General features: G+C 66.3%; 21 protein-coding genes and 1 pseudogene. 8 read left to right on the plus strand and 14 right to left on the minus strand.

What is annotated here, in order from left to right:
* Window positions 1-30: 30 nt before the first annotated feature.
* Window positions 31-864, minus strand: a complete 834-nt coding sequence (locus LMQ14_RS26235; protein WP_267732510.1) for an alpha/beta hydrolase — start codon at window positions 862-864, stop codon at window positions 31-33.
* On the opposite strand from LMQ14_RS26235, the pseudogene LMQ14_RS26240 reads away from it, so the two are divergent.
* Both LMQ14_RS26240 and LMQ14_RS26245 read left to right on the plus strand, forming a co-directional pair.
* Window positions 818-1,949: pseudogene (locus LMQ14_RS26240) on the plus strand (sigma-70 family RNA polymerase sigma factor). The gene LMQ14_RS26235 and the pseudogene LMQ14_RS26240 overlap by 47 nt on opposite strands.
* A 36-nt stretch (window positions 1,950-1,985) precedes the next feature.
* Complete coding sequence (locus LMQ14_RS26245; protein ID WP_267732511.1) at window positions 1,986-3,404, plus strand: alpha/beta hydrolase domain-containing protein; 1,419 nt, start codon at window positions 1,986-1,988, stop codon at window positions 3,402-3,404.
* Window positions 3,405-3,413: 9 nt separating this feature from the next.
* Here the strand turns inward: LMQ14_RS26245 and LMQ14_RS26250 are convergent, their stop codons facing one another.
* Window positions 3,414-4,265, minus strand: coding sequence for a LysR family transcriptional regulator (locus LMQ14_RS26250; protein WP_267732512.1), 852 nt, complete (start codon window positions 4,263-4,265; stop codon window positions 3,414-3,416).
* Between the two features lie 157 nt (window positions 4,266-4,422).
* Here LMQ14_RS26250 and LMQ14_RS26255 point away from each other — a divergent pair, with 157 nt between their 5' ends.
* On the plus strand, window positions 4,423-5,370 hold the full coding sequence (locus tag LMQ14_RS26255; protein ID WP_420714578.1) for a DMT family transporter: 948 nt from the start codon (window positions 4,423-4,425) through the stop codon (window positions 5,368-5,370).
* 189 nt (window positions 5,371-5,559) lie between these two features.
* Complete coding sequence (locus LMQ14_RS26260) at window positions 5,560-6,807, plus strand: HNH endonuclease signature motif containing protein (protein WP_267732513.1); 1,248 nt, start codon at window positions 5,560-5,562, stop codon at window positions 6,805-6,807.
* A gap of 99 nt (window positions 6,808-6,906) precedes the next feature.
* Here LMQ14_RS26260 and LMQ14_RS26265 read toward each other — a convergent pair whose 3' ends face one another.
* Complete coding sequence (locus LMQ14_RS26265) at window positions 6,907-8,043, minus strand: dihydrodipicolinate reductase (protein ID WP_267732514.1); 1,137 nt, start codon at window positions 8,041-8,043, stop codon at window positions 6,907-6,909.
* 61 nt (window positions 8,044-8,104) lie between these two features.
* Between LMQ14_RS26265 and LMQ14_RS26270 the strand changes: the two genes are divergently transcribed.
* The 4 genes from LMQ14_RS26270 to LMQ14_RS26285 all read left to right on the plus strand — a co-directional run bounded on the left by LMQ14_RS26270 (window position 8,105) and on the right by LMQ14_RS26285 (window position 12,356).
* Window positions 8,105-8,971, plus strand: coding sequence for a MarR family transcriptional regulator (locus LMQ14_RS26270; protein ID WP_267732515.1), 867 nt, complete (start codon window positions 8,105-8,107; stop codon window positions 8,969-8,971).
* 22 nt (window positions 8,972-8,993) lie between these two features.
* Entirely contained in the window at window positions 8,994-9,713 is a 720-nt protein-coding gene (locus LMQ14_RS26275; RefSeq protein ID WP_267732516.1) for a pirin family protein, read from the plus strand.
* Window positions 9,714-9,748: 35 nt separating this feature from the next.
* Window positions 9,749-11,167, plus strand: a complete 1,419-nt coding sequence (locus tag LMQ14_RS26280; protein WP_267732517.1) for a YhgE/Pip domain-containing protein — start codon at window positions 9,749-9,751, stop codon at window positions 11,165-11,167.
* 79 nt (window positions 11,168-11,246) lie between these two features.
* Complete coding sequence (locus LMQ14_RS26285) at window positions 11,247-12,356, plus strand: phosphodiester glycosidase family protein (protein ID WP_267735692.1); 1,110 nt, start codon at window positions 11,247-11,249, stop codon at window positions 12,354-12,356.
* Here the strand turns inward: LMQ14_RS26285 and LMQ14_RS26290 are convergent.
* The 11 genes from LMQ14_RS26290 to LMQ14_RS26340 all read right to left on the minus strand — a co-directional run bounded on the left by LMQ14_RS26290 (window position 12,353) and on the right by LMQ14_RS26340 (window position 24,459).
* Window positions 12,353-13,072: a YoaK family protein gene (locus LMQ14_RS26290; protein WP_267732518.1), complete on the minus strand. Its 720-nt coding sequence runs from the start codon at window positions 13,070-13,072 to the stop codon at window positions 12,353-12,355. The genes LMQ14_RS26285 and LMQ14_RS26290 overlap by 4 nt on opposite strands.
* A gap of 38 nt (window positions 13,073-13,110) precedes the next feature.
* Window positions 13,111-13,836: a mammalian cell entry protein gene (locus LMQ14_RS26295; protein WP_267732519.1), complete on the minus strand. Its 726-nt coding sequence runs from the start codon at window positions 13,834-13,836 to the stop codon at window positions 13,111-13,113.
* Window positions 13,803-14,360: a mammalian cell entry protein gene (locus LMQ14_RS26300; RefSeq protein ID WP_267732520.1), complete on the minus strand. Its 558-nt coding sequence runs from the start codon at window positions 14,358-14,360 to the stop codon at window positions 13,803-13,805. The genes LMQ14_RS26295 and LMQ14_RS26300 overlap by 34 nt, the downstream gene beginning before the upstream one ends.
* Complete coding sequence (locus LMQ14_RS26305) at window positions 14,357-15,322, minus strand: RDD family protein (protein WP_267732521.1); 966 nt, start codon at window positions 15,320-15,322, stop codon at window positions 14,357-14,359. Before LMQ14_RS26305 ends, LMQ14_RS26300 begins: the two co-directional genes overlap by 4 nt.
* Complete coding sequence (locus LMQ14_RS26310; protein ID WP_267732522.1) at window positions 15,319-16,197, minus strand: Mce protein; 879 nt, start codon at window positions 16,195-16,197, stop codon at window positions 15,319-15,321. Before LMQ14_RS26310 ends, LMQ14_RS26305 begins: the two co-directional genes overlap by 4 nt.
* Entirely contained in the window at window positions 16,167-17,717 is a 1,551-nt protein-coding gene (locus tag LMQ14_RS26315) for an MCE family protein (RefSeq protein ID WP_267732523.1), read from the minus strand. The genes LMQ14_RS26310 and LMQ14_RS26315 overlap by 31 nt, the downstream gene beginning before the upstream one ends.
* On the minus strand, window positions 17,711-18,817 hold the full coding sequence (locus tag LMQ14_RS26320) for a virulence factor Mce family protein (protein WP_420714723.1): 1,107 nt from the start codon (window positions 18,815-18,817) through the stop codon (window positions 17,711-17,713). Before LMQ14_RS26320 ends, LMQ14_RS26315 begins: the two co-directional genes overlap by 7 nt.
* Before the next feature lie 107 nt (window positions 18,818-18,924).
* A complete protein-coding gene (locus LMQ14_RS26325) occupies window positions 18,925-20,538 on the minus strand; it encodes a virulence factor Mce family protein (protein ID WP_267732525.1) in 1,614 nt (537 codons plus the stop codon).
* The gene (locus LMQ14_RS26330) at window positions 20,535-22,124 is read right to left on the minus strand and encodes a virulence factor Mce family protein (protein WP_267732526.1); all 1,590 of its coding nucleotides are present in this window, start codon (window positions 22,122-22,124) and stop codon (window positions 20,535-20,537) included. Before LMQ14_RS26330 ends, LMQ14_RS26325 begins: the two co-directional genes overlap by 4 nt.
* Window positions 22,121-23,161 carry a virulence factor Mce family protein gene (locus LMQ14_RS26335; RefSeq protein ID WP_267732527.1) on the minus strand — a complete coding sequence of 347 codons (1,041 nt, stop codon included), beginning with the start codon at window positions 23,159-23,161 and terminating at the stop codon, window positions 22,121-22,123. The genes LMQ14_RS26330 and LMQ14_RS26335 overlap by 4 nt, the downstream gene beginning before the upstream one ends.
* Window positions 23,158-24,459 (minus strand): MCE family protein, encoded by a 1,302-nt coding sequence (locus LMQ14_RS26340; protein WP_267732528.1) that lies wholly within the window; start codon window positions 24,457-24,459, stop codon window positions 23,158-23,160. Before LMQ14_RS26340 ends, LMQ14_RS26335 begins: the two co-directional genes overlap by 4 nt.
* Between the last annotated feature and the right edge of the window lie 3 nt (window positions 24,460-24,462).

Below are 24,462 nucleotides of genomic sequence, written 5' to 3' on the forward strand. Positions count from 1 at the left end.
CCAAACTACAAGAGGGATCCGACAGTTCGCTTACAGCCGATCGGTGATCCAGGCAACGACATCGTCCAGCACCTGGTCTTGCTCGGGCTCGTTGAAGACCTCGTGGTAGAGCCCCGGATAGACCTTCAGCGTGACGTCGGTGGATCCCACGCATTCGACCAGGCGACGACTTCCGGCGACGGGAACCAGCCGGTCTTCGCCGCCGTGCACCACCAGCAGCGGCGCGGTCAGCGCCGGCGCCCGCTGCGGCATGGTCTCGCTGACCTCCAGCATCGCCCGGCCGACACCGAACGGGATCTTCCCGTGGTAGACCAGCGGGTCGGCCTTGTACGCCGCGACCACCGCGGGGTCACGGGAGATGCCGTCGACGTCGAGGTCCTGCACCGGCACGCCGGGCAGTACGGCGCCGAGGAATTTGGCGGCGAACGCCACCAGCGCCGGCACCGCATCCTGGGCGGCCACCACCGGCCCGGACAGCACCATCAGGTCGTAATTGTCCGGCCGCTCGACGCCGTAGGCGAAGACGATCCCGCCGCCCATGCTGTGCCCGAGGACGATGCACTTGAGGCCGGGGTGTTCCCTCGTCGCGATACCGACCAGGGTGTCGAAGTCGGCGGTGTACTCCGAGACGTCGCGTACCAGCATGCGCTTGCCACCGGAGCGGCCGTGCCCACGATGGTCCAGCGCGTAGGTGACCAGCCCGGCCTCTTCGAAGCGCTGCGCGACGTGGTCGTAGCGGCGGGCATACTCGCCCAGACCGTGCGACAGCACCACCACCGCCCGCGGCGGTGTATCCGGCGTCCAGACGTCGTACACGATGCGCACGCCGCCAAGGCCGTCGAAATTCCGTTCAGTGCGGGTCATCGGTCGTCCTAGTCATTAGGGGCAGCGTAATGGCTCCTGAGGCGCTATGGTCCGAGGCGCTGCGTAGGCTCATTCGGGTGAGCGTGCTCGCGGAAAACTCCGACGACGCAGAAATCCCCGCCGCGCGCGGGGCCCACGGCGATTTCTCAGCCCGTGCCGAGCCGTATCGTCGCGAGTTGCTGGCGCACTGCTACCGGATGACCGGGTCCCTGCACGACGCCGAAGACCTGGTGCAGGAGACGTTGCTGCGGGCCTGGAAGGCCTACGACCGGTTCGAAGGCAAGTCCTCGATACGGACCTGGCTGCACCGCATCGCCACCAACACCTGTCTGACCGCGCTGGAGGGCCGGACCCGACGGCCGCTGCCCACCGGGCTCGGCGGGCCCAGCTCGGATCCGACGGCCGAGCTGGTGGAACGCCGCGAGGTGCCCTGGCTGGAGCCGCTGCCCGACCTGACGGAGGATCCGGCCGACCCGTCCGTCATCGTGGGCTCGCGCGAGTCGGTGCGGCTGGCATTTGTCGCTGCGCTGCAGCACCTCTCACCCCGGCAGCGCGCGGTGTTACTGCTGCGCGACGTGCTGCAGTGGAAGGCCGCCGAAGTGGCCGACGCGATCGGTACCACCACCACCGCGGTCAACAGCCTGCTGCAGCGGGCCCGGTCGCAGCTGGAAACCGTCGGACCCAGCTCGAGCGATCGCCTGGCGGCACCGGATTCGACCGAGGCGCAGGACCTGCTGGCCCGCTACATCGCGGCGTTCGAGTCCTATGACATCGACCGGCTGGTCGAGCTGTTCACCGCCGAGGCGGTCTGGGAGATGCCGCCGTACACCGGTTGGTACCAGGGACCGCAGGCCATCATCACCCTGATCCACCAGCAATGTCCCGCCGAACATCCCGGCGACATGCGAATGATCGGGCTGGTCGCCAACGGCCAACCCGCCGCCGCGATGTACATGCGAGCCGGCGAGCAGCACGTGCCGTTTCAGCTGCATGTGCTGGATGTCCGCACCGACGGGGTGTCGCGTGTGGTTGCATTCCTCGACGACGCATTGTTCACGAAGTTTGGACTGCCCCGCTCCCTGTGACGGGGCAGATGCCGGTCGCAGAGAAGGGTATCGCCCATGCCAGAGTCCCCCACCGTCACGCCGGTTCCGGGCAAGCCACTCTTGCTGTTGGGCGGCTTCGATATTGGCGACCTGGGCTACGTCGCCGAGGAGTTCTTCGTCTCCGGAACGGCCTCGTCGTACGCGCCGGCTTCGGAATTGGGCCCCGACGGCCGGTGGGCCGTAACACCTTCCGGCACAGATGATTACACGACCCGGATCGTGGTGCTGACGCCGTCGGATCAGGCGCAGTTCAACGGGACGGTGCTGGTCGAGTGGCTCAATGTCAGCGGCGGCATCGACGCTCCGGCGGTGTGGATGATGGCGCACCGCGAAATAGTCCGGGCGGGCTACGCATATGTCGCGGTCTCGGCGCAGAAGGTCGGGGTGGATGGCGGGACGAGCATGCTCGGCTTCGACATGTCGCTCAAGACCCAGGATCCGACCCGTTACGCACCGCTTGGCCACCCGGGCGATGCGTTTTGCTACGACATCTTTTCGCAAGCCGGTGAGCTGGCCCGCAGTGCCGACATCTTGCGCGGATTGCGCGCCGAACACGTTATCGCCGTTGGCGAGTCGCAATCGGCGATGTACCTCACCACTTACATCAACGCCATCGATCCTCTTGTCCGGCTGTACGACGGGTTCCTGGTGCATTCCCGTTTCGGCCCTGCCGCACCACTGGATGGCGGTTCCATCTTCGACGAATTGCAGAGCGGCACAAAGCAGGCGGTGAAGTTCCGTCACGACCTGCGCGTGCCGCTCCTCGTGATCATCACCGAAACCGACCTGTTCGGCGGCCTCCGTATTGGCTATTACCACGCACGTCAGCCGGACAGCGAGCGGCTGCGGGTCTGGGAGATCCCCGGCTCCGCGCACGCGGACAACTACACGATCATGGTGGCGCCGATCGACACCGGTTCGGCGCCGCTCAAGGACATCGTGGCCGCCTACCAACCCACCAACATGCTGATGGGCCAGCAACTCGACCACTACATCAACTTCGCGCCGCAACACCACTACGTCGTGCAGGCGGCAATCGCGTCACTGAACACGTGGGTCGACACCGGCGAGGTCGCACCCGCCGCGCCATTTATCGAGGTGCGTGAAACCGAAGAGCCCCAACCGATTCTGGATCCCCACGGCCTGGCAAAGGGCGGCCTCAGGACGCCCTGGATCGACGTGCCGCTGGCCCGGACTTCGGGTGACGGCGCCCTCGCGGACGACGCCTCGAATTTGATGTCGGCGATCTTCGGCTCCGGCGAACCATTCGACGAAGCCACCGTGCGCCGGCTCTACCCGGGCGGGGCCGCAGCGTATCTGGACAGTTTCACCGCGGCGCTGGACACGGCCATTCGGTCCGGCTTCATCCTGCCCGCAGACCGTGCCGAGATTCTGGAGCTGGCTACCGCGACCTATCCGGGCGGCGATTCGTAAAGTCCGCGTTTACTTTTCGTCGGCCAACACGTCGCGCACCGCGGCATCGACGGCGCTCAGCACATCCGGGTCGATGCCGGACCGGCCGCGCACCAGTATCGAGGCGCAGTTGGGTGCCGGCAGTCCCTCGGCCGGGCATAGGCCGTCGGGAAGCTTGCCGATCTTGGGCAGCAGAGCCAACCCCAGACCCGAGCGCACGGCCGCGTAAAGCCCTGCCAGGTCACCACACTCGGCCACGATCTCGTAGTCGACGCGTTGTTTCTCGAGCAGCGCGAAGGCCGGCTCACGCAACGTGCACGGTTCGGCATAGATCACCAGCGGCAGCGGCTCCCCCTGTTGGACAGTGCAGGTCCGAGCTGAAACCCATTGCAGCTGAACGATTCCCGATGCATTGACACGATCTAGCCCCGAACCGTCGAGCATGATCGCCAGGTCAACCAGCCCCCGGTCAATCGCGTCCGCCAGGGAAACGTTGCGATCCAGCCGGAAACGCGGCCGCCGGTCGGGAAGCCGCTCACGCAGCACGCTGGTCAGGGCGGGCAACATCACGTCCGCGCCGTGCTCGGTGGCGCCCACCGTCAGCACCTTCTGTTCGGTGGCGCCGAGGTCGTCGAGCGCCGCGTCGTGCGCCGCCAAAATCGTGCGCGCATGCCGCAACACCCGCTGACCCATTTCGGTGAACAACACACCACGCCCGGAGCGCTCGACCACCGGCTTGCCGACCACGCTCTCGACTTTGCGCAGATGCTGGCTGACCGCGGACTGGCTCAAGTGCAGGGCGGCGGCGGCGCGGTGAAATCCGCCGCAATCGGCCACCGCGACGAGGCTGCGCAGCGGCGCGATGTCGAGCACCTGAGGCATAACTCACAACCATAGTTCGATCAGCAATCCTGATCAATTATTCGGATAGATGACCTGGATATTCCCAGATACTGCGAGAGTCGATCACGATTCATGATCGGTTGTGATCGCCAAAAATCGTTGGACGGAATAGCTCGCCGTTCGCGACCATGGGGGCATGCACCTACCGCGCATGCCCCTGAGCACCGCTTCGGCGGTCACCTTCACCTATGCGGTCGGGTATCCGATCGGCGCCCTCGCGGTGGCCGAGATGACCCCGATGGCCGTGTTGGTGCTGCGCTTCGGATTCGCTGCCATCATCCTCGCGTCGTGGGCCTTGGTGGCCCGGGCGGCCTGGCCGCGCGGGGCGCAGTTCGGTCACGTCATCGTCGCGGGCCTGTTGATCCAGGCCGTGCAGTTCTGCTGCTTGTACGAGGCGCTGCTGCTCGGCGCGTCCGCGGTGCTCTGCGCGGTGGTGATCGCGATGAATCCGGTCATGACGGCCATCCTGGCCACGACGTTCCTGCGCGAGCCGCTCGGCCGGCTGCGGGTCGTTGCGCTGGTCCTCGGCGTCGTCGCGGTGCTCGCCGCCTGCGCCAGAAGGCTGATGGGCATGCACGGCGTCGACCCGGTGATGTTGCTGCTTGTGGCTGGGCTGCTTGGCCTTTCGGCCGGCGGCGTGTATCAGCAGCGGTTCTGCGCCGGCGTGGACTTCCGCACGATGAGTGCGGTGCAAAACTCCGTGGCGTTCATCCCTGCAGCGGTGCTCGCGATGCTGACGCCGTTCGCGGTGCACGACCCGGGCAGAGCCGCCGCCGCGATCGCGGGCATGGTGCTGCTCAACGCCACGCTCGCGGTCAGCATTTACCTGCGTGCCATCAGCATTCACGGCGCGGCGGCGGTGGCGATGCTGTTCGCCATCATCCCCGCGGCCGCCGCGGTGCTGTCCTGGCTGATGCTGGGCCAGCGCCCGGATGTCGGCGTCGCGATCGGCCTAGTCGTCGGCGGCGTGGCCTGCTGGCTGAACAGCCGGGCAGGCAAGCGGCACCGCGCGGAAAAGCCGAGCCCCGAGCCGGAATTCGCGCCCGCGCCGCGCAACATGGTGAGTTGTTCAGCGTCCGACTAGGTGTTGCGGGCTTGCACGCAGAGCAGTGCGGGAGGGCATGGCGCTCGGGAAAACGGGGCCTGGTTGTCTGGGCGCCAAGCGAAAGCGACAAGCCAACGCGCCACACGACTTACGCGGTCTTCTTCGAGGAGCGGTCCCGGCCCGGTTCGACAGCCGAAACTTGTCGTACCTGGCTGCGATGATGACGTTATGTCCTCGACCGCATCGCCGCCCGCGGCGGTGAGCCCTGCCGAGCGTCTTGAGGTGTTGTTCGCCGAGTTGGCGGAATTGGCCGGTCAGCGCAACGCCATTGATGGACGCATCGTGCAGATCGTCGCCGAGCTGGATCGCGACGAGCTCTGCGGCGCCACGGGTGCACGGTCGGTAGCGGCGCTGGTGGCCTGGAAGCTCGGCTCGTCGTCGGCAAACGCCCACACGATCGCCACCGTGGCGCGCCGGCTGTCGGAGTTTCCACGCTGCGCGGCGGGCATGCGGGAGGGTCGGCTGTCCCTGGATCAGCTCGGCGTCATCGCCGGACGGGCCGGCGACGGATCTGATGAGCACTACGCTCAGCTGGCGGGCTCCGCCACGGTCAACCAGCTGCGCACCGCGGTCAAGCTGGAACCTCGACCCGAACCCGACTCTCGGCCGGAGCCGCCGCACTCGATCACCAAGACCACCAACGAGGAGTTCACTTGCTGGCGGATCAAACTTCCCCACGACGAAGCGGCGATGTTCGACGCGGCACTGGCGTCCCATCGTGATGCGCTGATCGCCGAATGGAGACACGATCGTGGCAACGGCAACTGTGCATTGGATATCGCGCCGCCGTTGCCGGGCCCTGTCGAGGCGTTCCTGCGCCTGGTCGAGGCCGGATGGGACGCCGAGGCGGCCCGCCGACCCCACGGGCATCGCACCACTGTGGTGGTGCACGTCGACATCCACCAGCGCGCCGCCGCGCTGCATCTGGGTCCCCTGCTCACCGACGCCGAACGGCTATACCTGACCTGCGATGCCACCTGTGAAGCGTGGTTCGAACGGGACGGCGAGCTCATCGGCGTCGGCCGCGCGACCCGGGTGATTAACCGGCGGCTTCGCCGCGCGCTCGAGCACCGCCATCCCGCGTGCGCGGTTCCCGGCTGTGGCGCCACCCGCGGTCTGCACGCACACCACATCCGGCACTGGGAAGACGGCGGCCCCACCGAGTTGTCCAACCTGGTCTTGGTATGCCCGTACCACCATCGGTTGCACCACCGAGGCGTCGTTACCATCACCGGAACCGCCGACGAGCTCACAGTCGCGGACCGCTCCGGCCGACCACTCAGCGCAGGATCGCTCGCGCGCCCGCCGAATCTTCCCCCGTCCGCTGCCCCACCGTGCCACGGGCCCACCGGTGAGCGCGCGCAGTGGTGGTGGTACCAACCGTTCCAGCCGCGACCGTCACCAACGAACAACTAGAGCGGTTACCAAAGTCGGACATTGCCGGCACGGTACCGATGCCCAAACAGGTTGAAGCATAGAGGAATTCGTTCGCTATACCTCATCCACGTCATGGCCTCATGTGACGAGGCGGCTGTCCGGTGATGGCCCGTCGACCGGACGGACCAGTCCGGTCCCGGTGATCAGCGGCAGATCGAGCGCGGACAACAGTCCGGGCGCGGCCGCGCACACCGCGGGGATCGCGTTGACCATGCGTGAGGAGCCCGCGATGCGTGCCCCCAGATCGTGGTCGTGGTCCTCGGCCATCTCGAATTCGCACCGCATGCTCGGCGAGCCCTCGATCTCGACGCGGTAGACACCGCGGCCCGACGCCAGTCCGAAGCCGAGGTCCTTGGGCGCAAGGCTGATGTGCGGTTGCGGCCAGTCCGCGGCGATGTCGTCGCGCATCCGTGTCACGTGGTCGACGACGAAAGTTGGCTTGTCCCCGACGTATCCGGTCAGAGTCGAGCGCATCGCCGCGATCGTTCCGGCCTCGATGTGGCCGGTGGGGGTGTCGAACGACTCGGTGGTGGGGACGCGTTCGTTGCTCTCCTCGACGGTGTCGATCTTGACGCCCAACCCCGCCGCGAGCTGGTGCAGCACCGGGCCCCAGCCGAAGGTGAAGATTCCCGGCTGGGCGGCGAAGGCCTGATACTCCGGCGGCTTGCCGAAGCCGAGGATCTCGTACACCGCGGCCGGATCCGGGTAGGTGGCGTAGTTGAACATCTCGGTCACCCGCACCGATTCGATGGCCCGCGATACACCGGTAAGCACCAGTGGCAGAACATCATTGGCAAATCCTGAGTCGATCCCGGTGGTGAAAAACGATACCCCGCCATCCAGCGCAGCTTGGCGCAACGGGCCGGTGAACGCCCCGTCGACCGCGTCGGGGAAGACCAGCGGCACCACCGAACACGACACCACGTTCTTACCGGCCCGCAGGATCGACACCATGTCCTGCACGGCCTCCAGCGGCCGCAGGTTCGCGCCGGCGGCGTACACCACCGCGTCGGCGTCGCCGGCGAGCATCGGCGCCGGATCCTGAGTGGCCACCACGCCTACCGGGGCGATTCCACACAGCTCCCCCGCATCACGACCCGCTTTGGCGTCACTGTGCACGACGAGATCGGTCAATTGCAGCTCGGGGTGGTCGATCACGCCTCGCAGGGCGATGACGCCCATCGAACCCGGCCCCCAGACTCCCACCTTCAGCACTTTATCTCCTAATATTAGGATGCCTATTCTTACATTTTGGACGGATGCTAGGGAGCTGGGCATGGGTACGTCAACCGCCAAGTCGCCGCCGACCGCCCGGGTGATGGACGTGCTTGCCGCACTGGCGGATTCGCCGGACGGGCGAACCTCGGCGGAGCTGGCGAAGACCTGCCGGATCAGCACCTCGACCTGCGCGCTGGTGCTGGCCGAGCTGGAAGGCCGGTCCTGGGTCACCCGGCGCGGGGACCGCCGTTATTGCCTGGGCAGTGGATTGTTCGGGCTGGTGCACGGGCTGCGGACACAGTTCCCACTGCTGGACCGGGGGCGCGATGCACTGGCCTACCTGCACCACACCCTCGGCGCGGGCTGCTCGATGTCGAAGATCGGCGGCCGCCATCTGACCACGGTCGACGCGGTGGGACATGGCACCGACGGCGCACATGCCGTCGGCCAGCGCTTCCCGATCGATCCGCCGTTCGGACTGGTCGCGATGGCCTGGCGCGACGACGATTCGGTCGCGGCCTGGCTGCAGCGGGTGATGCCGCGTCCGACTCGCACCGAAATCGCGCAGCATCAACGGGTACTCGCCGACATTCGCGCCCGCGGCTATGGCGCCTGGCGGTTCGACGACACGCATCAATCGCTGCACCATCGCCTGGCCGGGGTGCTCGCGTCGCTGGAGCCGACCGCGCAGGTCACCCGGCAGCTCACCACGCTGATGACAATGGTGACGCTGCAATCGATCACCGACACACTCGAAAAGGACTTGACGTCAACGGAATTTGTTGTGCTGCCAATTTTCGGCCAGGACGGGCAGCCGGAGTACCAAATCGAGATCCATCTGGGCGGCCCGGCCGGACTGACGCTGGCCACGCTCGACGACGCGCTGCGGCAGGCACAGCAACTGCTTGGCGCCGGGGTGGCCTGAGGAGAGCGATTACGCTGAGGCCATGCCTGCCAACTCCGAGATTCGGCGTGCGGCTGACCGGGCTGTCACCACGACGCCGTGGCTGACGTCCAGACATTCGTTCTCGTTCGGCGACCACTATGAGCCGGAGAACACCCACCACGGGTTGCTGGTGGTGAACAACGACGACGTCGTGGCGGCGGATGCCGGTTTTGATACCCACGCCCACCGGGACATGGAGATCGTGACGTGGGTGCTGGAAGGCGAATTGACACACCAGGATTCGGCCGGTAACCGCGGCGTGATCTATCCGGGCCTGGCGCAACGGATGTCGGCGGGCAGCGGGATCCTGCATTCGGAGAAAAACGATTCGTTAACGCAGCCAGTACATTTCGTTCAGATGTGGGTGATCCCCGACGAGAGCGGTATCTCACCCGGCTACCAGCAGCATGAGATCGGCCACACGGGCGCCGAACTTGTGACGATCGCCTCGGGCATACCCGGGCACGACGCGGCCATCTTGCTGCACAACCGCGGCGCGGCCCTGCACGGGGCGCGGCTGCAAGCCGGCGACACCGTCATCGCGCCCACCGCCCCCTACCTGCACGTATACGTGCCGCGCGGCCGGCTCACGCTGGACGGGGCCGGCGAACTCGGCGACGGAGATGCGGCCCGGCTCACCGACGTCGACGGCCCGCGGCTGACGGCGAGCGCGCCGACGGACCTGCTGATCTGGGAGATGCACTCAAAGCTGGGCGGCTAGACCCAATAGAGTGGGCATGACAGACAGGAGCCGGGATGTCGAAAGCCCAACCGCGGCACGCGGTGCCGAACCCGAAGCACAACGCAAAAGCACTGAAAACAGTGCAGTTCTGGGCGTTGCCGATCGGCGCCACGCTGGCCCTGATGTCGGCGCTCTGTGCGCTGTATCTCGGCGGCATCTTGAATCCGACCACCAACCTGCGCCACTTCCCGATCGCCGTGGTGAACGAGGACGCCGGAACCGCCGGCCCGAAAATCGTCGACGGCCTGCTCTCCGCGCTGGATAAGAACAAGTTCGAAATCAAGGTCGTGTCGCACGACGAGGCCAAACGGCTACTGGACCGTGCTCAGGCGTACGGCGAATTGGTTATTCCGCCCACGTTCTCGTCGAATCTGCGCGAGTACGGTGCGAGCGCGGTCACGCCCACCAAGGCCGAGCGGCCCTCGGTCACGATCTTCACCAACCCCCGAGCGGGCACGTTGGGCGCCGGCATCGCCGGGCAGACCCTGACCCAAGCCATGGCTGTCGCCAATACCAAAGTGGGACAGTATCTTTCGTCTGAAGTCGCCCAAGAGACCGGCGGGGCGCCGCTGACCGGTGCGTCCCAATCGGGATTGGCCAGCCCGATCGATATCAAATCAGCCGTGTACAACCCGCTACCCAACGGCACGGGCAACGGACTGTCGGCGTTCTACTACGCATTGCTGTTGTTGCTGGCCGGGTTCACCGGCAGCATTGTCGTGTCCACCCTGGTGGACTCTTTGCTCGGATACGTGCCGGCCGAATGGGGTCCGGTGTATCGATTTGCCGAGCAGGCCAACATCTCTCGCTTCCGCACGTTGTTGGTGAAGTGGGGAATCATGCTGGTGCTGGCCTTGCTCACGTCGGGCGTCTACCTGGCCATAGCCCACGGACTCGGCATGCCGATTACGCACGGCTGGGAGTTGTGGGCGTACGGCGTGTTTGCGATCGTCGCGGTGGGTGTGACGTCCAGCTCGCTGATCGCGGTGCTGGGCTCGATGGGCTTGCTGTTCAGCATGCTGGTTTTCGTCATCCTCGGGTTGCCGTCGGCCGGCGCCACCGTGCCGCTGCAAGCGGTGCCGCCGTTCTTCCGCTGGCTGGCCGAGTTCGAACCGATGCACCAGGTGTTCTTGGGTGTGCGGTCGCTGTTGTATCTGAACGGCGACGGGGAGGCCGGCCTCTCGCAGGCGTTGTTGATGACGTCGATCGGGCTGGTCATCGGCCTGTTGGTGGGCGGCATCGTCACCCGCATGTACGACCGCAGCGGGTTCCACCGGATTCCCGGCGCCATCGGCGTGGCGATCGCCGAGGCGCACCAAGCCCAACACCAATCGCAACAGAAGGCGCGCGCGGGCAAGCACGAAAGTTCGGGCGAACCCACCGACGCCGACTCCGCCGAGCCGGATCCCGAAAGCGTAAGCAAGCAAACGTAATTCGCGCGCGGCCTAAGTGTCACACGTTTGTTATTTATGTTGACAGTGGGGCTTATGTGACTGATGCTGTGAATGTTGCATCCAGTTAAGGGCCGAAAGGGCTGCCGTGCTGACACGACGCACCGGGCTGCGCCGACTGGCGGCCAGCCTCACGGCGATGTTCGCCTGCACCCTGTTGACGAGCACCGTCGGGCCACCCGTCGCCCACGCCGCTGACGCCCGCGAACTCCTGGCCAGCGCGATCGGCGCCACCAAGGGCTCGTATCTGGTCTACAACTTCGGCCCCGGCCACCCCACGCCGCTGATGGACGCCAGCGGTCGCTGGTATGAGATGAACAACGGCGGCCACCTGATGATCATCAAGAACGCGGCGGGACGCCTGTCCCCGCATCTGCTGGTCGACACGCACCGGGGTGACCAAGCGCGCTGCGAGAGCAACCCCGGGGCCCGCACCGGCGAGGGGTTGATGCAGGCCTCCGAGCTCTATACGCCGCTTAACGCGTGGCAACGGATGGGGCAGCCGACCATCGCGATCAACGCCAACTTCTTCGACGTGCGCGGACAGAAGGCCGGTTCGTGGCGTCAGACCAGCTGCAGCTCGCCGCTCGGCGCCTTCATTGACAACACCAATGGACAGGGCCGCGCCAACCAGGCGGTCACCGGCACCTTGGCCTACCCCGGCAAGCAAGGGCTCTCCGGCGGCGGCGAGAGCTGGTCCTCGTTGACGACGATGATCCTGCCGTCCGGCGGTGCGCCGTATGTGGTGTGGCCGCGCAGCAAGAACGACTACGACGCCGCCACCCCGGTGGTGGCCGACCTGCTCAACAAGAACGAGAAGTTCGTCGCGGTGTCCGGGATCGGGCTGCTGGGCCCCGGCGAGACTCAGCAGCTGCGCGACGGTGGCCCCAGCGCGGCGCGAACGGCCCTGGCCTATGTCAAGCAGCGCGACGAGATGTACATCTTCGAGGGCGGCAGCTACACCCCGGACAACATGCAGGACCTGTTCCGCGGCCTGGGCAGCGACACCGCGATCCTGCTGGACGGCGGCGGCTCGTCGGCGATCGTGTTGCGCCGCGACACCGGCGGCATGTGGGCCGGTGCGGGGTCGCCGCGCGGGTCGTGCGACACCCGTCAGGTGCTGTGCGACTCCCACGAACGCGCGTTGCCCAGCTGGCTGGCCTTCAACTAACCGTCAGCCGGCTCGGCAGTCGCGGCCACCGCGGATTCCGTAGCGGGAGGCCCGAACCGGAAGATCAACAGGCTGGCCGCCACCAGGACCGCGATGAAGGTGAACACCGGAGCGATCACGAACCGTGAGATCGTCGCGCCGGAGAACGCACCGGCGCACATCGTCAAAACGACAGTGAGACGCAGCTTTTCGCGAGCACCCGTCCCACCGGACAGTCGGCTGTCCATACCGAGACTGACGATCGTCGCCGTCAAGACGGTGGTGGAGAGCTCTTGGATGCCGAATTGGCGCGCGCTCGAATGCTGCAGGCCGAACGTCACCGCGAGTAAGCCGATCACGATGAGTTTGGTGTCGTCGTGATAGCGCAGCACACCGGAGCCGGCCAGGATCGACAACACCGTCAGCAACACGATCTCCAACGACAGGACGATGGTGATCCACGGGCGCGTCCGACTACCGAAATAGCGGGTCAGCCTGCCGCTGAGGATGGTGGTGATGACGAAAGTGGGCAACGCCACGACAACCGCGGTCAAGTCGACGTTGGTTCGCGGAGCGAGCCAAAAGCCAAGGAAGATCACGTTGCCGGTCATATTCGCGACGAACACGTGGCCAAGAACCAAGACGCTGATCGCGTCGGCCAACCCGGTGGCAAAGGTCAGCAGCAACAGCGCCACGACGGTCGATCGCTCGGATACCGGCGAGGCCTTGAATTCCACGGCTCGGAGTATATTTCGGCGATCTCGGTTCGGCCGGGCTACGTACGCGGGGTCAGATCCAGCGAGGTCACGGTCGTCATCCTGGTCACCAGCCAGCGCCCGTTCGCGCGCTTCATGAACAGCCGATAGGACAGGTACTTCAGCGCCGGGATGTTCTTGGTCAGCGGGCTGGTCGAGGTGGTGTTGGTATACACGATGACGACCGCGTTCGGGCCGTCCAGCGATTCGACCGCCGCGCCGGTGACTTGGGTTTTGTTGGTGATCTGGGCTTGCTTGTTCGGGGCCACGATGGCGTCGACGAATTTTCGGTATTGGGCCTCGAAGTCACCGCCGAGGTAGGCCGACGCGCGATCGGCGAGGCCGTCCATATTCTCCGGCGTGTAGGTCCACAGCGTCGTGATCGCATTGGCCGCGGTGCGAGCCACCTTGAGCTTGGTCGCCGCCGCGGCGCGGTCGGCCAGATAGGGCTGCATCGTCGCGCCCGCGAACGCCGCGGAGCCAACGAACAGTAAGGCGGCCACCACCACGACGATGGCCATCCATCTCCCGGCCAGCAGTTTGCGCCGCTTGCGGCCACCCTCTTCAGTCGCAGTTTCGGACTCATCGGTGTCGGCTTCGATCTCATCCGTGGTGTCCACGGCGGCCTCACCGGCCGGTTTGGTGCCGGATTCCGTTGCCGTGGAGCTGTTTTCGTTGTCCTCGGCGACGTCGTCGGAGGCCGCCTCGGCGGTCAGATCACCTGCAGCAGGCTGCTTATCTTCCACTGATTCCCTTCCCGCGTAGCAGTTGCCGTCCAACGATTCGTGTTCTCGAATACCTGCTTCTGATCCGGCGACTTGGACGTGACTTCGGTCGCCACCATCACGGTAGCGCTGCCATCGTCGTTCCACCGTTCCACGGCCGCGCCGAGGATGCTGCCGGTCGCGGGCTCCGCGCGCGCGACCTGCAGCAGAATCTCGTTGGCCTTGTCGTGATACTGCTTGGCGAAATCGCCTGTCGCCTGGGCCATTATCCGCATGACGTAGTCGTTCGCGTGATAGGGGTCAAGAGAGGTGAACTGCGTCATGAACCCCGTCACGTAGTTGAGCACCTCGCGGTCTTTGGACGCGGTGTGCTCACGGGATTGATGGGAGATCAGCATCAGGGTGGCGAGCGTGATCGCCGCGGTCATCAGCACCGCGGCGACCGCACCGGCAGCGGGTAACCCCCACGGCCGGCGCTGGATCTGCGGATCCGTCGCGACGAGCAGCGCGCCCTCGCCGGGCTCAAACTTGCGGCGGGGGCTCATTTTCCGTTCCCCGACGGTTTCGGTTTGGTCAGCACGGTGAGGTTGTCGACCAGCCAATGGCCGCCGGCGTCCTTGACGAAACTCACCCGGACGGTTGCGGTGATGTACCGCTCCTCGGGCGCCGCGCCGCGCCGCCCCTGCATGAACAACAGCATCGTCGCCCGATCCGGCGACGCCGACTCGATCGAGCCGTCGGTCACCCAGTACTCGTTGATGACCGGGTTGCCCTTTTGGACGATGTCCTGCTGCGCCTTGAGCTGGCCACGATAATTGTCGGTCGCCAGCGACTGGGCACGCACGAAATCGTCATGCAACGACTTCGGGTCGTACGTCAGCATTTGCGCGACGATCTTCGGTCCCTGTATCGCGATCTGGGCCCGCGTTTGATCGGTCGCCTGATCGCGGGAGTACACCACCCCATAGCTGACGACGGCACCCGCCACGCATAGCCCGGTCGCACTGAGCACCGCGATGATCGTCCACCGCCGAAGGTCCGATCGCGGCGTTTCCGAGCTCCGCACTTCGGTACGCAGCAACATGTCGGCGAAGGTGCGGCGCTGCGAATCCCACAGCGGCCAAAGCCATCCCACCACCGACACAGTGTCGAGCAGATGAGCAACGTCGCGCAGCAGCAGGCCCCACGCGCCGATGGCGCCGCCGTCGCGGTGCACCACCGCGATTCCACACAGTGCGCGTCCCAGGCTCCAGCCGAAGATGGTCGGCAACAGCAACCGGTTGACCAGCATGGCCAGCACGGCGGTCCCGAGAACGCAGCTGCTCAGCCACCACCACGCGCCGCGCGCCGGCACGGTGAACGACACCAACGCCATCGTCGTCGCCACGGCGGCGGCCGGCAGGACGTCGATCGCGAACGCGCACGCGCGAATATGCCAGGGCGCCAAGGCATTCTGCGATGACACTTGGGGGGCCGTGGTCTGAGTCTCCTCGACCACCAGCGTCACTTCGTCACCTGGTCGAGCCTGGCGATCCGGTACTGGCCTTCGTCCAGCGCCATCTTCACCCGCAGCCGGTAGCCGGTCTCGTTCTCTGATTGCTCGGTGGCCACCTTGACCCGCATCGCCACGAGCACCTCGATCGAACCGTCTTTGTTGTTGCGCTCGACGGCGGCCCGGACATCGGCGACCTGAACGTGGATATTGGCGGACTGGTAGGCCTGCACGAGCATGCCGGTGTAGACCATGGCCTGTTCACGGAAGGCACCGGTGCCGCACTCGATGATCTTCTGCTCGCTGGCGATCATCGCGTTGGTGTCGGGCGCCTGCGTCGCCGACACGCATTCGATCGCCGCCTTGAGCGCCGCGGCGTTGTTGCGCGCGATTGCCTGGCTCTCGTGGTGGTAGCGCAGCGCCAGGTAGCCGCCGGTGCCGACGGCACCGGCCAGCAGGACGAGGGCGGCGGCGATGCCGGCCAGCCACGCGCGGCCCAGGGCCGACGGGGGGCGCCCGGAACCATCCGCCTCGGCCGCGGCGTCGGCATCGTCGTGATCGCCGTCGGCCTCCGGCTGTTCGGCATCGTCTGCTGCGGGCTCGGATTCGGCTTCGGCCTCCGGTTGTTCCGGGGCCGCGGCTTCCGGGGTGGCTTCGGGTTCGGGGTCCGGCGAATCCGGCGCCGTCACCTCGGCGCCGGCCTGGTCGGCTTCGACCTCGGAGTTGGTCTGGTCGGCTCCGTCCTCGGATTCAGACGAATCCTCGGCCGTCACCTCCGGGTTTGTCTCGTCGGTGACGTCGTCCGAGTCCTTCGGCCGTCTCCGACGCAGACGACTAAGCATCGACATCGGTGGTGGGTTCAGCCGGCTGGCGCCAGCATCTCCTTCCATCCGTCGTCTCCTGTTTTGGTCGAGTTTTCGACGGAGTATCTGACGCCGTCGGGCCCTACCAGTTCACCGCTCTGGGGACTGTATACCGCCGAGGGAGGTCCAGTGGGTGTGTAGACACACGGGTTGGGCTGCTGTCCGTTGCACTGCACGGTACCGGACCCGGGCCGGGTCAAGGGGTCACTGGTCGCCGGCGGCGTCCCCGCGACTCGGTCCGAAGGTGCCGGGTTCATGCCGTTGTTCACCGACGGCGCCGGGATCACCATGCCCGGGCGCACCGACTGGTCGCAGCGCGCTGACGGCGCCGGGCAGGTCAGAATCTGGTTCGGATCACCGAACCAGGGGTTCGTTCCGGCCGGGACGTACGGCCTGGGGTCGCGGCACTCACGCGGCGTGGCGGCCCGCTTGCCGGCGACGTCGGTACACGGGATGTTGCGCGATCCACGCACGCTGTTGGCGGGCGTATCCATCGGAATTTTGCAGTAGGTGCCCGACGGCAGCGGCGCCGTGCTGGTGTCGGCCGGTGAGCGCCACTCCGGGGCCGGAATGAAACCGGTCAGACAGGGCGGCGGCTGGTTGATGGACAGCGCCAAGTCGAGCGCGGCCTGGTTCGGGAACGGTGCGGCCACCGTCTGCGCGATCGAGGCACCCTGCGGCAGGAACACCAGCACCTGCTCCACCCCGGTGTGATAGCGCTTGAGCAGGTCGAACACGATCTCGAGATTCGCCAGCGTCTGTGGCAGCGACTCCCGCACATCGCTGAACACGTCGTTGACCTGATCGGCGGTCGGCGCCGCTTGCGACAGAATGCTTTTCACGTTCGCGTCGCGTTGCGCGGCCTGCGCCGCCAGCGTGTTCAGGTTGCGCGCCCAGCGCTCGATCGCGTCACCGGACTTCACCTGGCTGTCCAGCACCCCGCCGGAGTTCTGGATGATGTCGTTGACGCCTCCGATGTTCGTCCGGAAATCGCCGACAATCGCCTGCGTGGAGTCGACCAGGCGCTGCAGCGCGGGACCCAGGCCGCCGACGGACTCCGCCGTTTCGTCGAGCAGCTTGCCGATCTTGTCCTTGGGCAACGCCTCGAGCCCGCGGTTAGCGGTGTCGAGCGCCGGCCCGATCTCGGCGGGCACCGTTCCCTTGCTGATGGTTTGTCCTTCGGACAGGTACTTTCCGGGGTTTCCCGTCGAGACCAGGTCCAGATACTGCTCACCGACCGCCGACACCGAGTGCACGTTCGCGATCGTGTCGACCGGGATCTTGTACTGGCTGTCGATGCTCATCGTCGCTTCGGCGCCATGCTCGGTCGGCTCGACGTCGGTGACCTTGCCGATCGTGATGCCGCGATAGGTCACGTTGGCCGTCGGGTACAACCCACCCGAAGCCGGCAACTCGGCCTTCAGCGAGTACCGACCGATCCCCATCAGGCTTGGGACCTGCAGGTAGTAGACGCCAAGCACCAGCAGCGAGACAACCGTGAGGACCAGGAACGCCCACAGCTGGCGTCTAATGAACGGAGTCAGCAATTCCGGTCCCCCCGTTCCACCAGCGGTCCGCCGGGCGCGTCGTTCGGGTTCGGCGTGTAGCGGACGTCGGGGATCATCGTCTCGGGGTCACGGCCGAAGGACTGCTCGAGTGCCCGCAGTGCGCCCGACAATCCGGTTCCGGTGAGGAACGCGTTGTCGACCGAGCTGTAGGTCACGTCCAGCGTCAGCGAGATGTTCACGTAGTCACCGCGGAACATCTTCGGGACGGTGTCGATGTCGAACGGCTGGGTCAGGATCAGCTTCAGCGCCCCGATCAGGTACGGCGAGGAGCGGCCGAGTTCCTTCAGCGGGCATTGCAGCGCCTGCAGGTCGGTATGCAGCGGCCCGCGCGCCTCCGAGAGGTACTGGTCGGCGGACTGACTGAGCCGGCCCACCGAGTCGACGGCGTTGATCAGCAGGTTTTTAGTGTCGGCGAAATGCTTGATCAGCGGCGGGAGGTCGGTCAGCACTCGGTCGAGGACATCCGACCGGGCACCGACGTAGACCAGCAGCCGGTTGGTGGAGTCGATCGCGTGGGTGATGTCGTCACGCTGCTGGTTGAGCTGGGTGGTGAAGGTGTCCAGCTTGCCGAGGAAGGACCGGATCTGCTCCCCGCGCCCGTGGAAGATGTCGTAGACCTCGTTCTGCAGCACTTCCAGGTTCGGGATGCCGCCACCATGCAAGATCAACGACAGGCTGGCCAGCGTCTGTTCGGTGGTGGGATACGAAGTCGCATTCTTCAGCGGAATGGTGTCGCCGTTCTTCAGCAGCTCCGACGACGGGTTCGGCGGCGCGGCCAGCTCCACGTGCTGAGAACCCAGCAGTGACGTCTGGCCGATCCTGGCGATGGCGTTCTTGGGCAGCTTGACGGTGCTCTTCACACCCAGCGTCAGCGTGGCCACCCAGTTCTTCAACTGGATGTTTTTGATCGAACCGACGAAGACGTCGGCAACCATGACCTTGCTGTTGCCGTTGATCGCCAGGGTGTCCGGCACCTGCACGTAGATGGTGTAGGACCCCGGCCCGTCGCCCGGACCGCCCGGAATCGCCACGTTGGAGATGCCGCGCCAGCCGCACGAGCTCAGCACCGCGGCGACCATCAGCAGCACCAGGCTCTGCCAGGCCCGGTGCCGGATCAGCTGCGTCAACCTACTCAGTACCGGTCGATTCGGCTTGCTCCTCGCGGCTGCGCCGCGCATCGCGCGCCTCACTGGCCACCCCCGAAGTCAGCGGCGACAGGCGGACCACCGGCATTGGGCGCCGGGGCCCCGACCGGTGCGGGCGTCGGTCCGACCGGACCCGGAATCACTCCCGGTCCCGGCGCCGGCGGTTGAATCGGCGTCGGAGCCCGCAGCCCGATGGGCGGCAGGATCGGGTTCTCGTCGTAGGCGTTCGGCGGTCCCGGCGGGGTCTGCAGGTTCGACTGCACGGGCTCGATGTTCGGTCCGCCCATCAGTTCCTGAAGCGACTCCGGGGTCATCAGGCCCGCGGTGATCGGCCCCACCTGCTGGCCCTGCATGCCCGGGGCGACGATCCAGCCCTGCTGGGTGTTGCGGTGCGAGGTCGGCGTGTCCGGCACCCAGATACCCGGGACCGTCGTGTCCTTATAGCCGTTCGGCGGGTGCAGCCGGTCCTCCGAGTACGCGACCTCCTTGGGCAACGTCTCGGCGGTGCTGAACAGGTTCAAGCCGAACGGTAGGTAGTTGAACTTGATCGCGTCGAGCACCGGCGCCAGGTACTGCGCGCACAGTTCGGCGGATTCCTGGTAGCCGAGCCGGCTGCCGGCCTGAATCGAGCTGCAGATGAACTGCATCGGGTTCGCGAAGTTCGTGATCGCGGGAATGGCGACCACCGAACCGTGCGACGGGTGATAGATCTGGTTGATGTTGGCCGCGGCCGTCGGCAGGACGTGCAGCGCGGTCTCCAGCCCGTTCAGCGGATCGGGCTGCACCAGCGTGTTCGTCGCGGTGGCCAGGTTGTTGATGTCGGTGGTCAGCACCTCGCGGTTCTTGTCCAGCCACGGGCGCACGGTGGTCAGCAGGCTGTCGAACTGCTGGAGGGCATTGGACAGGGCGCCGTCGTCCTGCGCGAGCCGTCCGGTGACATCGGCCAGGTTCTGGTTCAGCGCGACGAACTGCGCGTCGTCCTGGTGCAGCGCGTTGACGAACAGCGCCAGGCTGCGCACCACGGCGAAGAAGTCGCCACGGCCCTCGTTCAACGCGGTCAACGCCGACGACAGGCTGTTGAGCGCGGTGTTGATCTGCTTGCTCTTGCCGGCCAGACCGTCGGCGAACGACGAGATGACCTCACCGAACGGCCCCGTCGGCTGCTCCTTGGTCGGGCCCAGCTTCGAGATGATGTTGGTGATGCTGTTGCGCAGTTCGTCCCACTCCACCGGCACCTGGGTGCGCTCTTCGGGGATCACGGCGTTGTCGCCCAGCACCGGCCCGCCCTTGTACGGCGGTTCCAGCTGGATCGCGCGCGATGCCACCAGGGTGGGGTTCAGGATCACCGCCGAGGCGTTGGCGGGAACCTTGTACTTGTTCTCGTAGTGGAACGTCACCTTCATCTTGTCGCCGACCGGTTCGATGCTGTCGATCGAGCCGACCCGCAGGCCCATGATCTGGACCTTGTCCCCCTTGTAGAGGGCGTTCGCCGCCGGGAAGTAGGCGACGACGGTGTTGTTCGTCAGCTTCTCGAAAAGCCGGTAGCCGACGTAGCCGACGACCAGTGCCACGACGACGACCAGCGCGCCGATGATCACCGTCGTCCGGGAGAGCTTCGGTAGCCGCACATTGCGGACGTCAAAGATGGTGCTCAATTCTGGCTACCTCCCGTGACACCACTACCGCCCGAACCGCCCGGGTTGATGTACGGCGCCGGCAATTGGTTCCCCGGTCCGGGTGGGGCCGGGGGACCCGGCGGTAGACCGGGCGCGAAGGTGGACGGCGGCGGCGTCGGGCCGGCCGGCGCCAGGTTCTCGGTGCGCGCGCCGGGCGGTGCCTGCGTCGGCAGCGGCACCGGCGTGCCGACAACGTTCGGGGGCGGGTCGCCCGGGCGACCGGCGATCGGGATGCCAGGCGTGGGCGGCAGGCCGTCCGGGTTCGGCGGCGACGTCGCGACGTCGACCGGAGCGGGGAAGCCCGGCCCGCCGAACGGGCCGACGCTCGCGCCCGCACAGGGCAGCGGGTTCCATGGCCGCGGCAGACCCTCGTCGCCGACGGTGATGTTGCCGCCAGGGTTGGCCGGCGTGTACGAGCACGGCGATCCGGGTGGGATGGCGGGTCCGGGGTGCTCCGGGGTGCCCTCCAGCACCGGCGGTGCCGGCGGCGGCGCACCGTTGGGGAACCGGGTGCCGTTGGGGTCGGGCCAGCGGTACTCCGGCAGACCGGCACTGCGCCAGAAGTTCTCCGGGTCGATGCCGCGCTTCTTGAATGCGGCGTCCACCCAGGGCTGGATGATCTGGTACAGCGCCAGGTTGTGCAGCACCACCTTGAAGAACGGGCCCGACGCGATGGCCTCGTTCAATGACGGCAGGAAGTGGCCGACCTCGGTCAGACCCGCTGCCACGTCGTCTTTGCGCTCAACCAGGATCTGGCTGATCGTGCGCAGCTGCTCCAGCACGTGGTTGAGGTTCGGGTTGTCGTTGATCAGGCCCTTCACCTGTTCGGAGAACGCGGCGATGTTGCCCAGCAACGCGTTGATGGCCTGCCCACGCTCGTTGAATGCGGCCAGCAGCGTCTTGGCGTTGACCAGCAGGCGGTCGACCTGTTCACTGCGGTCGCCGAGCACGCTGGCCACCTGGTTGGCCTGGGCGAGCAGATGCTTGACCTCGGCGTCTCGTTTGCCGACCGTGTCGGAGAATTTGGCGACACCCTCGAGCGCGGCGCTCAGGTGCGGATAGGTCTGGTCGATGGTCTGCGACAACACATGCAGCGACTCTTTGACCGTGTTGATGTCCCAACCGGAGGCGGCCTTGGTGACGTCGAAGAAAGCGTCGTAGATCTGGTAGGGCGTCGTGCTCTGGCCCACCGGCAACGCGGCCCCGGGGCGTAGCGGCTGGGAGCCACGCGCCTCGATCTCCATGACCTTCTTGCCGAGGATGGTGTCGGTGCGGATCGCCAGCCGGCTCTCGGTGCCGATGGTGTTGGTGCCGATCGAGAACTTGATCGAGATGTGGTCGCCGTCGATCTTGAGGTCCTCGACCTTGCCGACGTCCATGCCGGCGATGCGCACCTTGTCGCCGACGTTGATCCCGCCGGAGTCGGTGAACTGTCCGTAGTAGGCGGGCCTGGCCATCAGGATCGGGACACTGGTGAAGCTTTGCCCGACGCCGATGACGAGCAGCGTGACCACGATGCCCATCAGGCCGATCCGAAGCCGGTTCGGAGGTTCCAGCGTTCTCATTGCGGCGTGCACCTACCCGTCGGCTGCTGGAAGAGCCGGACCGTGCGGACCGGGCCACCAGCCTGCAGACCATTGATCTTCAACGTGATGTCGCAGGCGTAGAAGTTCACGAAGTCGCCGTAGGACCCGATGGCGCGCCCGATCATGTTCAGCGCGGTCGGCACCTTCTTGAGGTAGTCCTGCAGTTGGTCTTGCTGGTCGATCAGCGGCTGCTGGATCCCGTCGAGGTAGTTGATGGACTTGTGCAGCAGCGCGCGATCCTCGCCCAGCAGATCGGCCACGGTGCCGGCGGCGTTGCTGATGTGCGCGGTCCCGCCGGCCAGTTGGTCGCCATGGTCCTTGAGCCCGGTGATCAGCACCTCGAGGTTGTTGATCGTCTGGTCGAATTGCTGGCGGTGCCGGACCGTCGTGTCCAGCACGATATTCAGGTTCTTGATCACCTCGCCGATCGCCTGGTCACGCTCGCCGATCTGGCTCGTCAGTTGCGCAGTGTTGTCGAGGATGTCGTTGATCGTGCCGCCCTGACCCTGGAACACCGTGATGAGCGCGGTCGCGATGGTGTTGACCTTGTCCGGGTCCAACGCCCGAAACAGCGGCTTGAAACCACCGATCAGCGCGTCCAGGTCGAGCGCGGGCGCCGTACGCGACAGCGGGATGAATCCATCCGGCGGCAACACCTTGTCGGCGCCTTCGCCTTCGCCGCGCTTGAGCTCCAGGTACCGGTTGCCGATCAGGTCGAGGTAGCGGATCTGCGCCGTCGTCGACTGATACAGCGGAATCGAGCGGTCGACCTTGAACTTCACCCGCACCCGCTTGCCGCCGTCGATCAGCTCTACGGTGTCGACCTTGCCGATCTCCACCCCGGAGGCGCGGACGAACTGGCCCTGGCGCAGCCCGCTGATGTTGCTGAACTCCGCCGTGTACGCGTTGGTGCGGTCAAACCGCATCTGACCGAACACCACGATGATCATCACAGTGAACAGCAGCAGCACCAGTGAGAAGATGCTGAGTCGGACGATCGTACCGGTGATTTTCATGGGTTGATCGTGTTATCCCCTACCTGACGGCCCCAGACGAACTCGATTGCGTAGGGCGAACCGGTGTCGAGGTGGTTGTACGGCGCGATGCTGTTGCCGGAGTCCATCACCAACTCGGGAGCGGGCCAGAGGTCATGGGTGATGTGCTGCCAGCAACCCGGCGCACCGCCCGGTCCACCACGGGCGTTCACCCGCGGCAGGTTTTCGGGATAGATGTAGGGGTTCGGCGCTCCACCGACCACCCCGGCCAGGCCTCCGACCAGGCTGGCGATCGTGGCCACCGCCGAGACGGGGTTGGCGAGCAGCCCCAGGCCGGACAGCGCCTCGGTGTGGGCGTTCAGCGAGTACCCGTTGCCGGCGAGGAACGAGGCGGCCTTGGGCTCGATGTCGTGGTAGTTGCGCAGGGTGCAGAAGATCGCCGGGCTGTAGGTGTCCAACAGCTGCGCCGACGGCACCAGGTCGGCAGCTCCGCGCGCCAGGTACGGGCCGCCCTTCTCGAAGATCTCCGCGCCGGTGTTGCCGAACCCGGCGGCCGACAGCAGCGCCTGGTCCAGATCCTTCTGCTGCTGGTTGATCGTGCGCGAGGTGACGACCGCGTTGTTGAGGAAGTCGAACAGGTCCGGCGAGGCGTTGGCGTAGGTGTCGCCGAGGCCGGCCAGCTGCTGGATGTCGTGTCGGATCTGCGGCATCTGCGGGTTGACGTCGTCGAGCACCGCATTGCCGTTGACGATCGACTGCCCGAACCTGTCGCCCAACCCGGCCAGCGATTGCGCGGCCGCGCTCAGCGTCAGGTTCAGCTTGACCGGATCCACTTTCTCCGCGATCGAGGTGATGGTCTGGAACAACGTGTTGATCTCCGTCGTCACCGACCTCGCGTCGATCACCGTCGACGCGCTGAGCTTTTGCGTCGACGGGCTTTGCGGCGTCGTCAGCGACACGTACTTGCCGCCGAACACCGTGGTGGCCTTGATGTCGGCGTTCACGTTGGCCGGGATCAGTGACAGGTACCGGGGATAGACGTCCAGGGTGAACTTGGCCGCCGGCTTACCGTCGCGGACGATCTCCGAGATGGTGTCCACCCGGCCGATCTCGACCCCGTTGTAGGTGACCTTGGAACCCGGGTCCATGACCAGACCGGCCCGCGACGCCAGCATCGTCAACTTGGTCTTGGGGGTGAAGTCGCCGCGGAACTGCCCGTAGACCAAGACGAGAACGAGCGCGCCGATGACCAACATGCCGATGCCCGCCAACTTGTACGGCGGGGTCCGCGCTGCGTTCGTCTTTCCGGGTCGGGTCATGGG

It is taken from the genome of Mycobacterium sp. Aquia_213 (assembly GCF_026625985.1).
In the GTDB taxonomy this organism is placed as follows: domain Bacteria; phylum Actinomycetota; class Actinomycetes; order Mycobacteriales; family Mycobacteriaceae; genus Mycobacterium.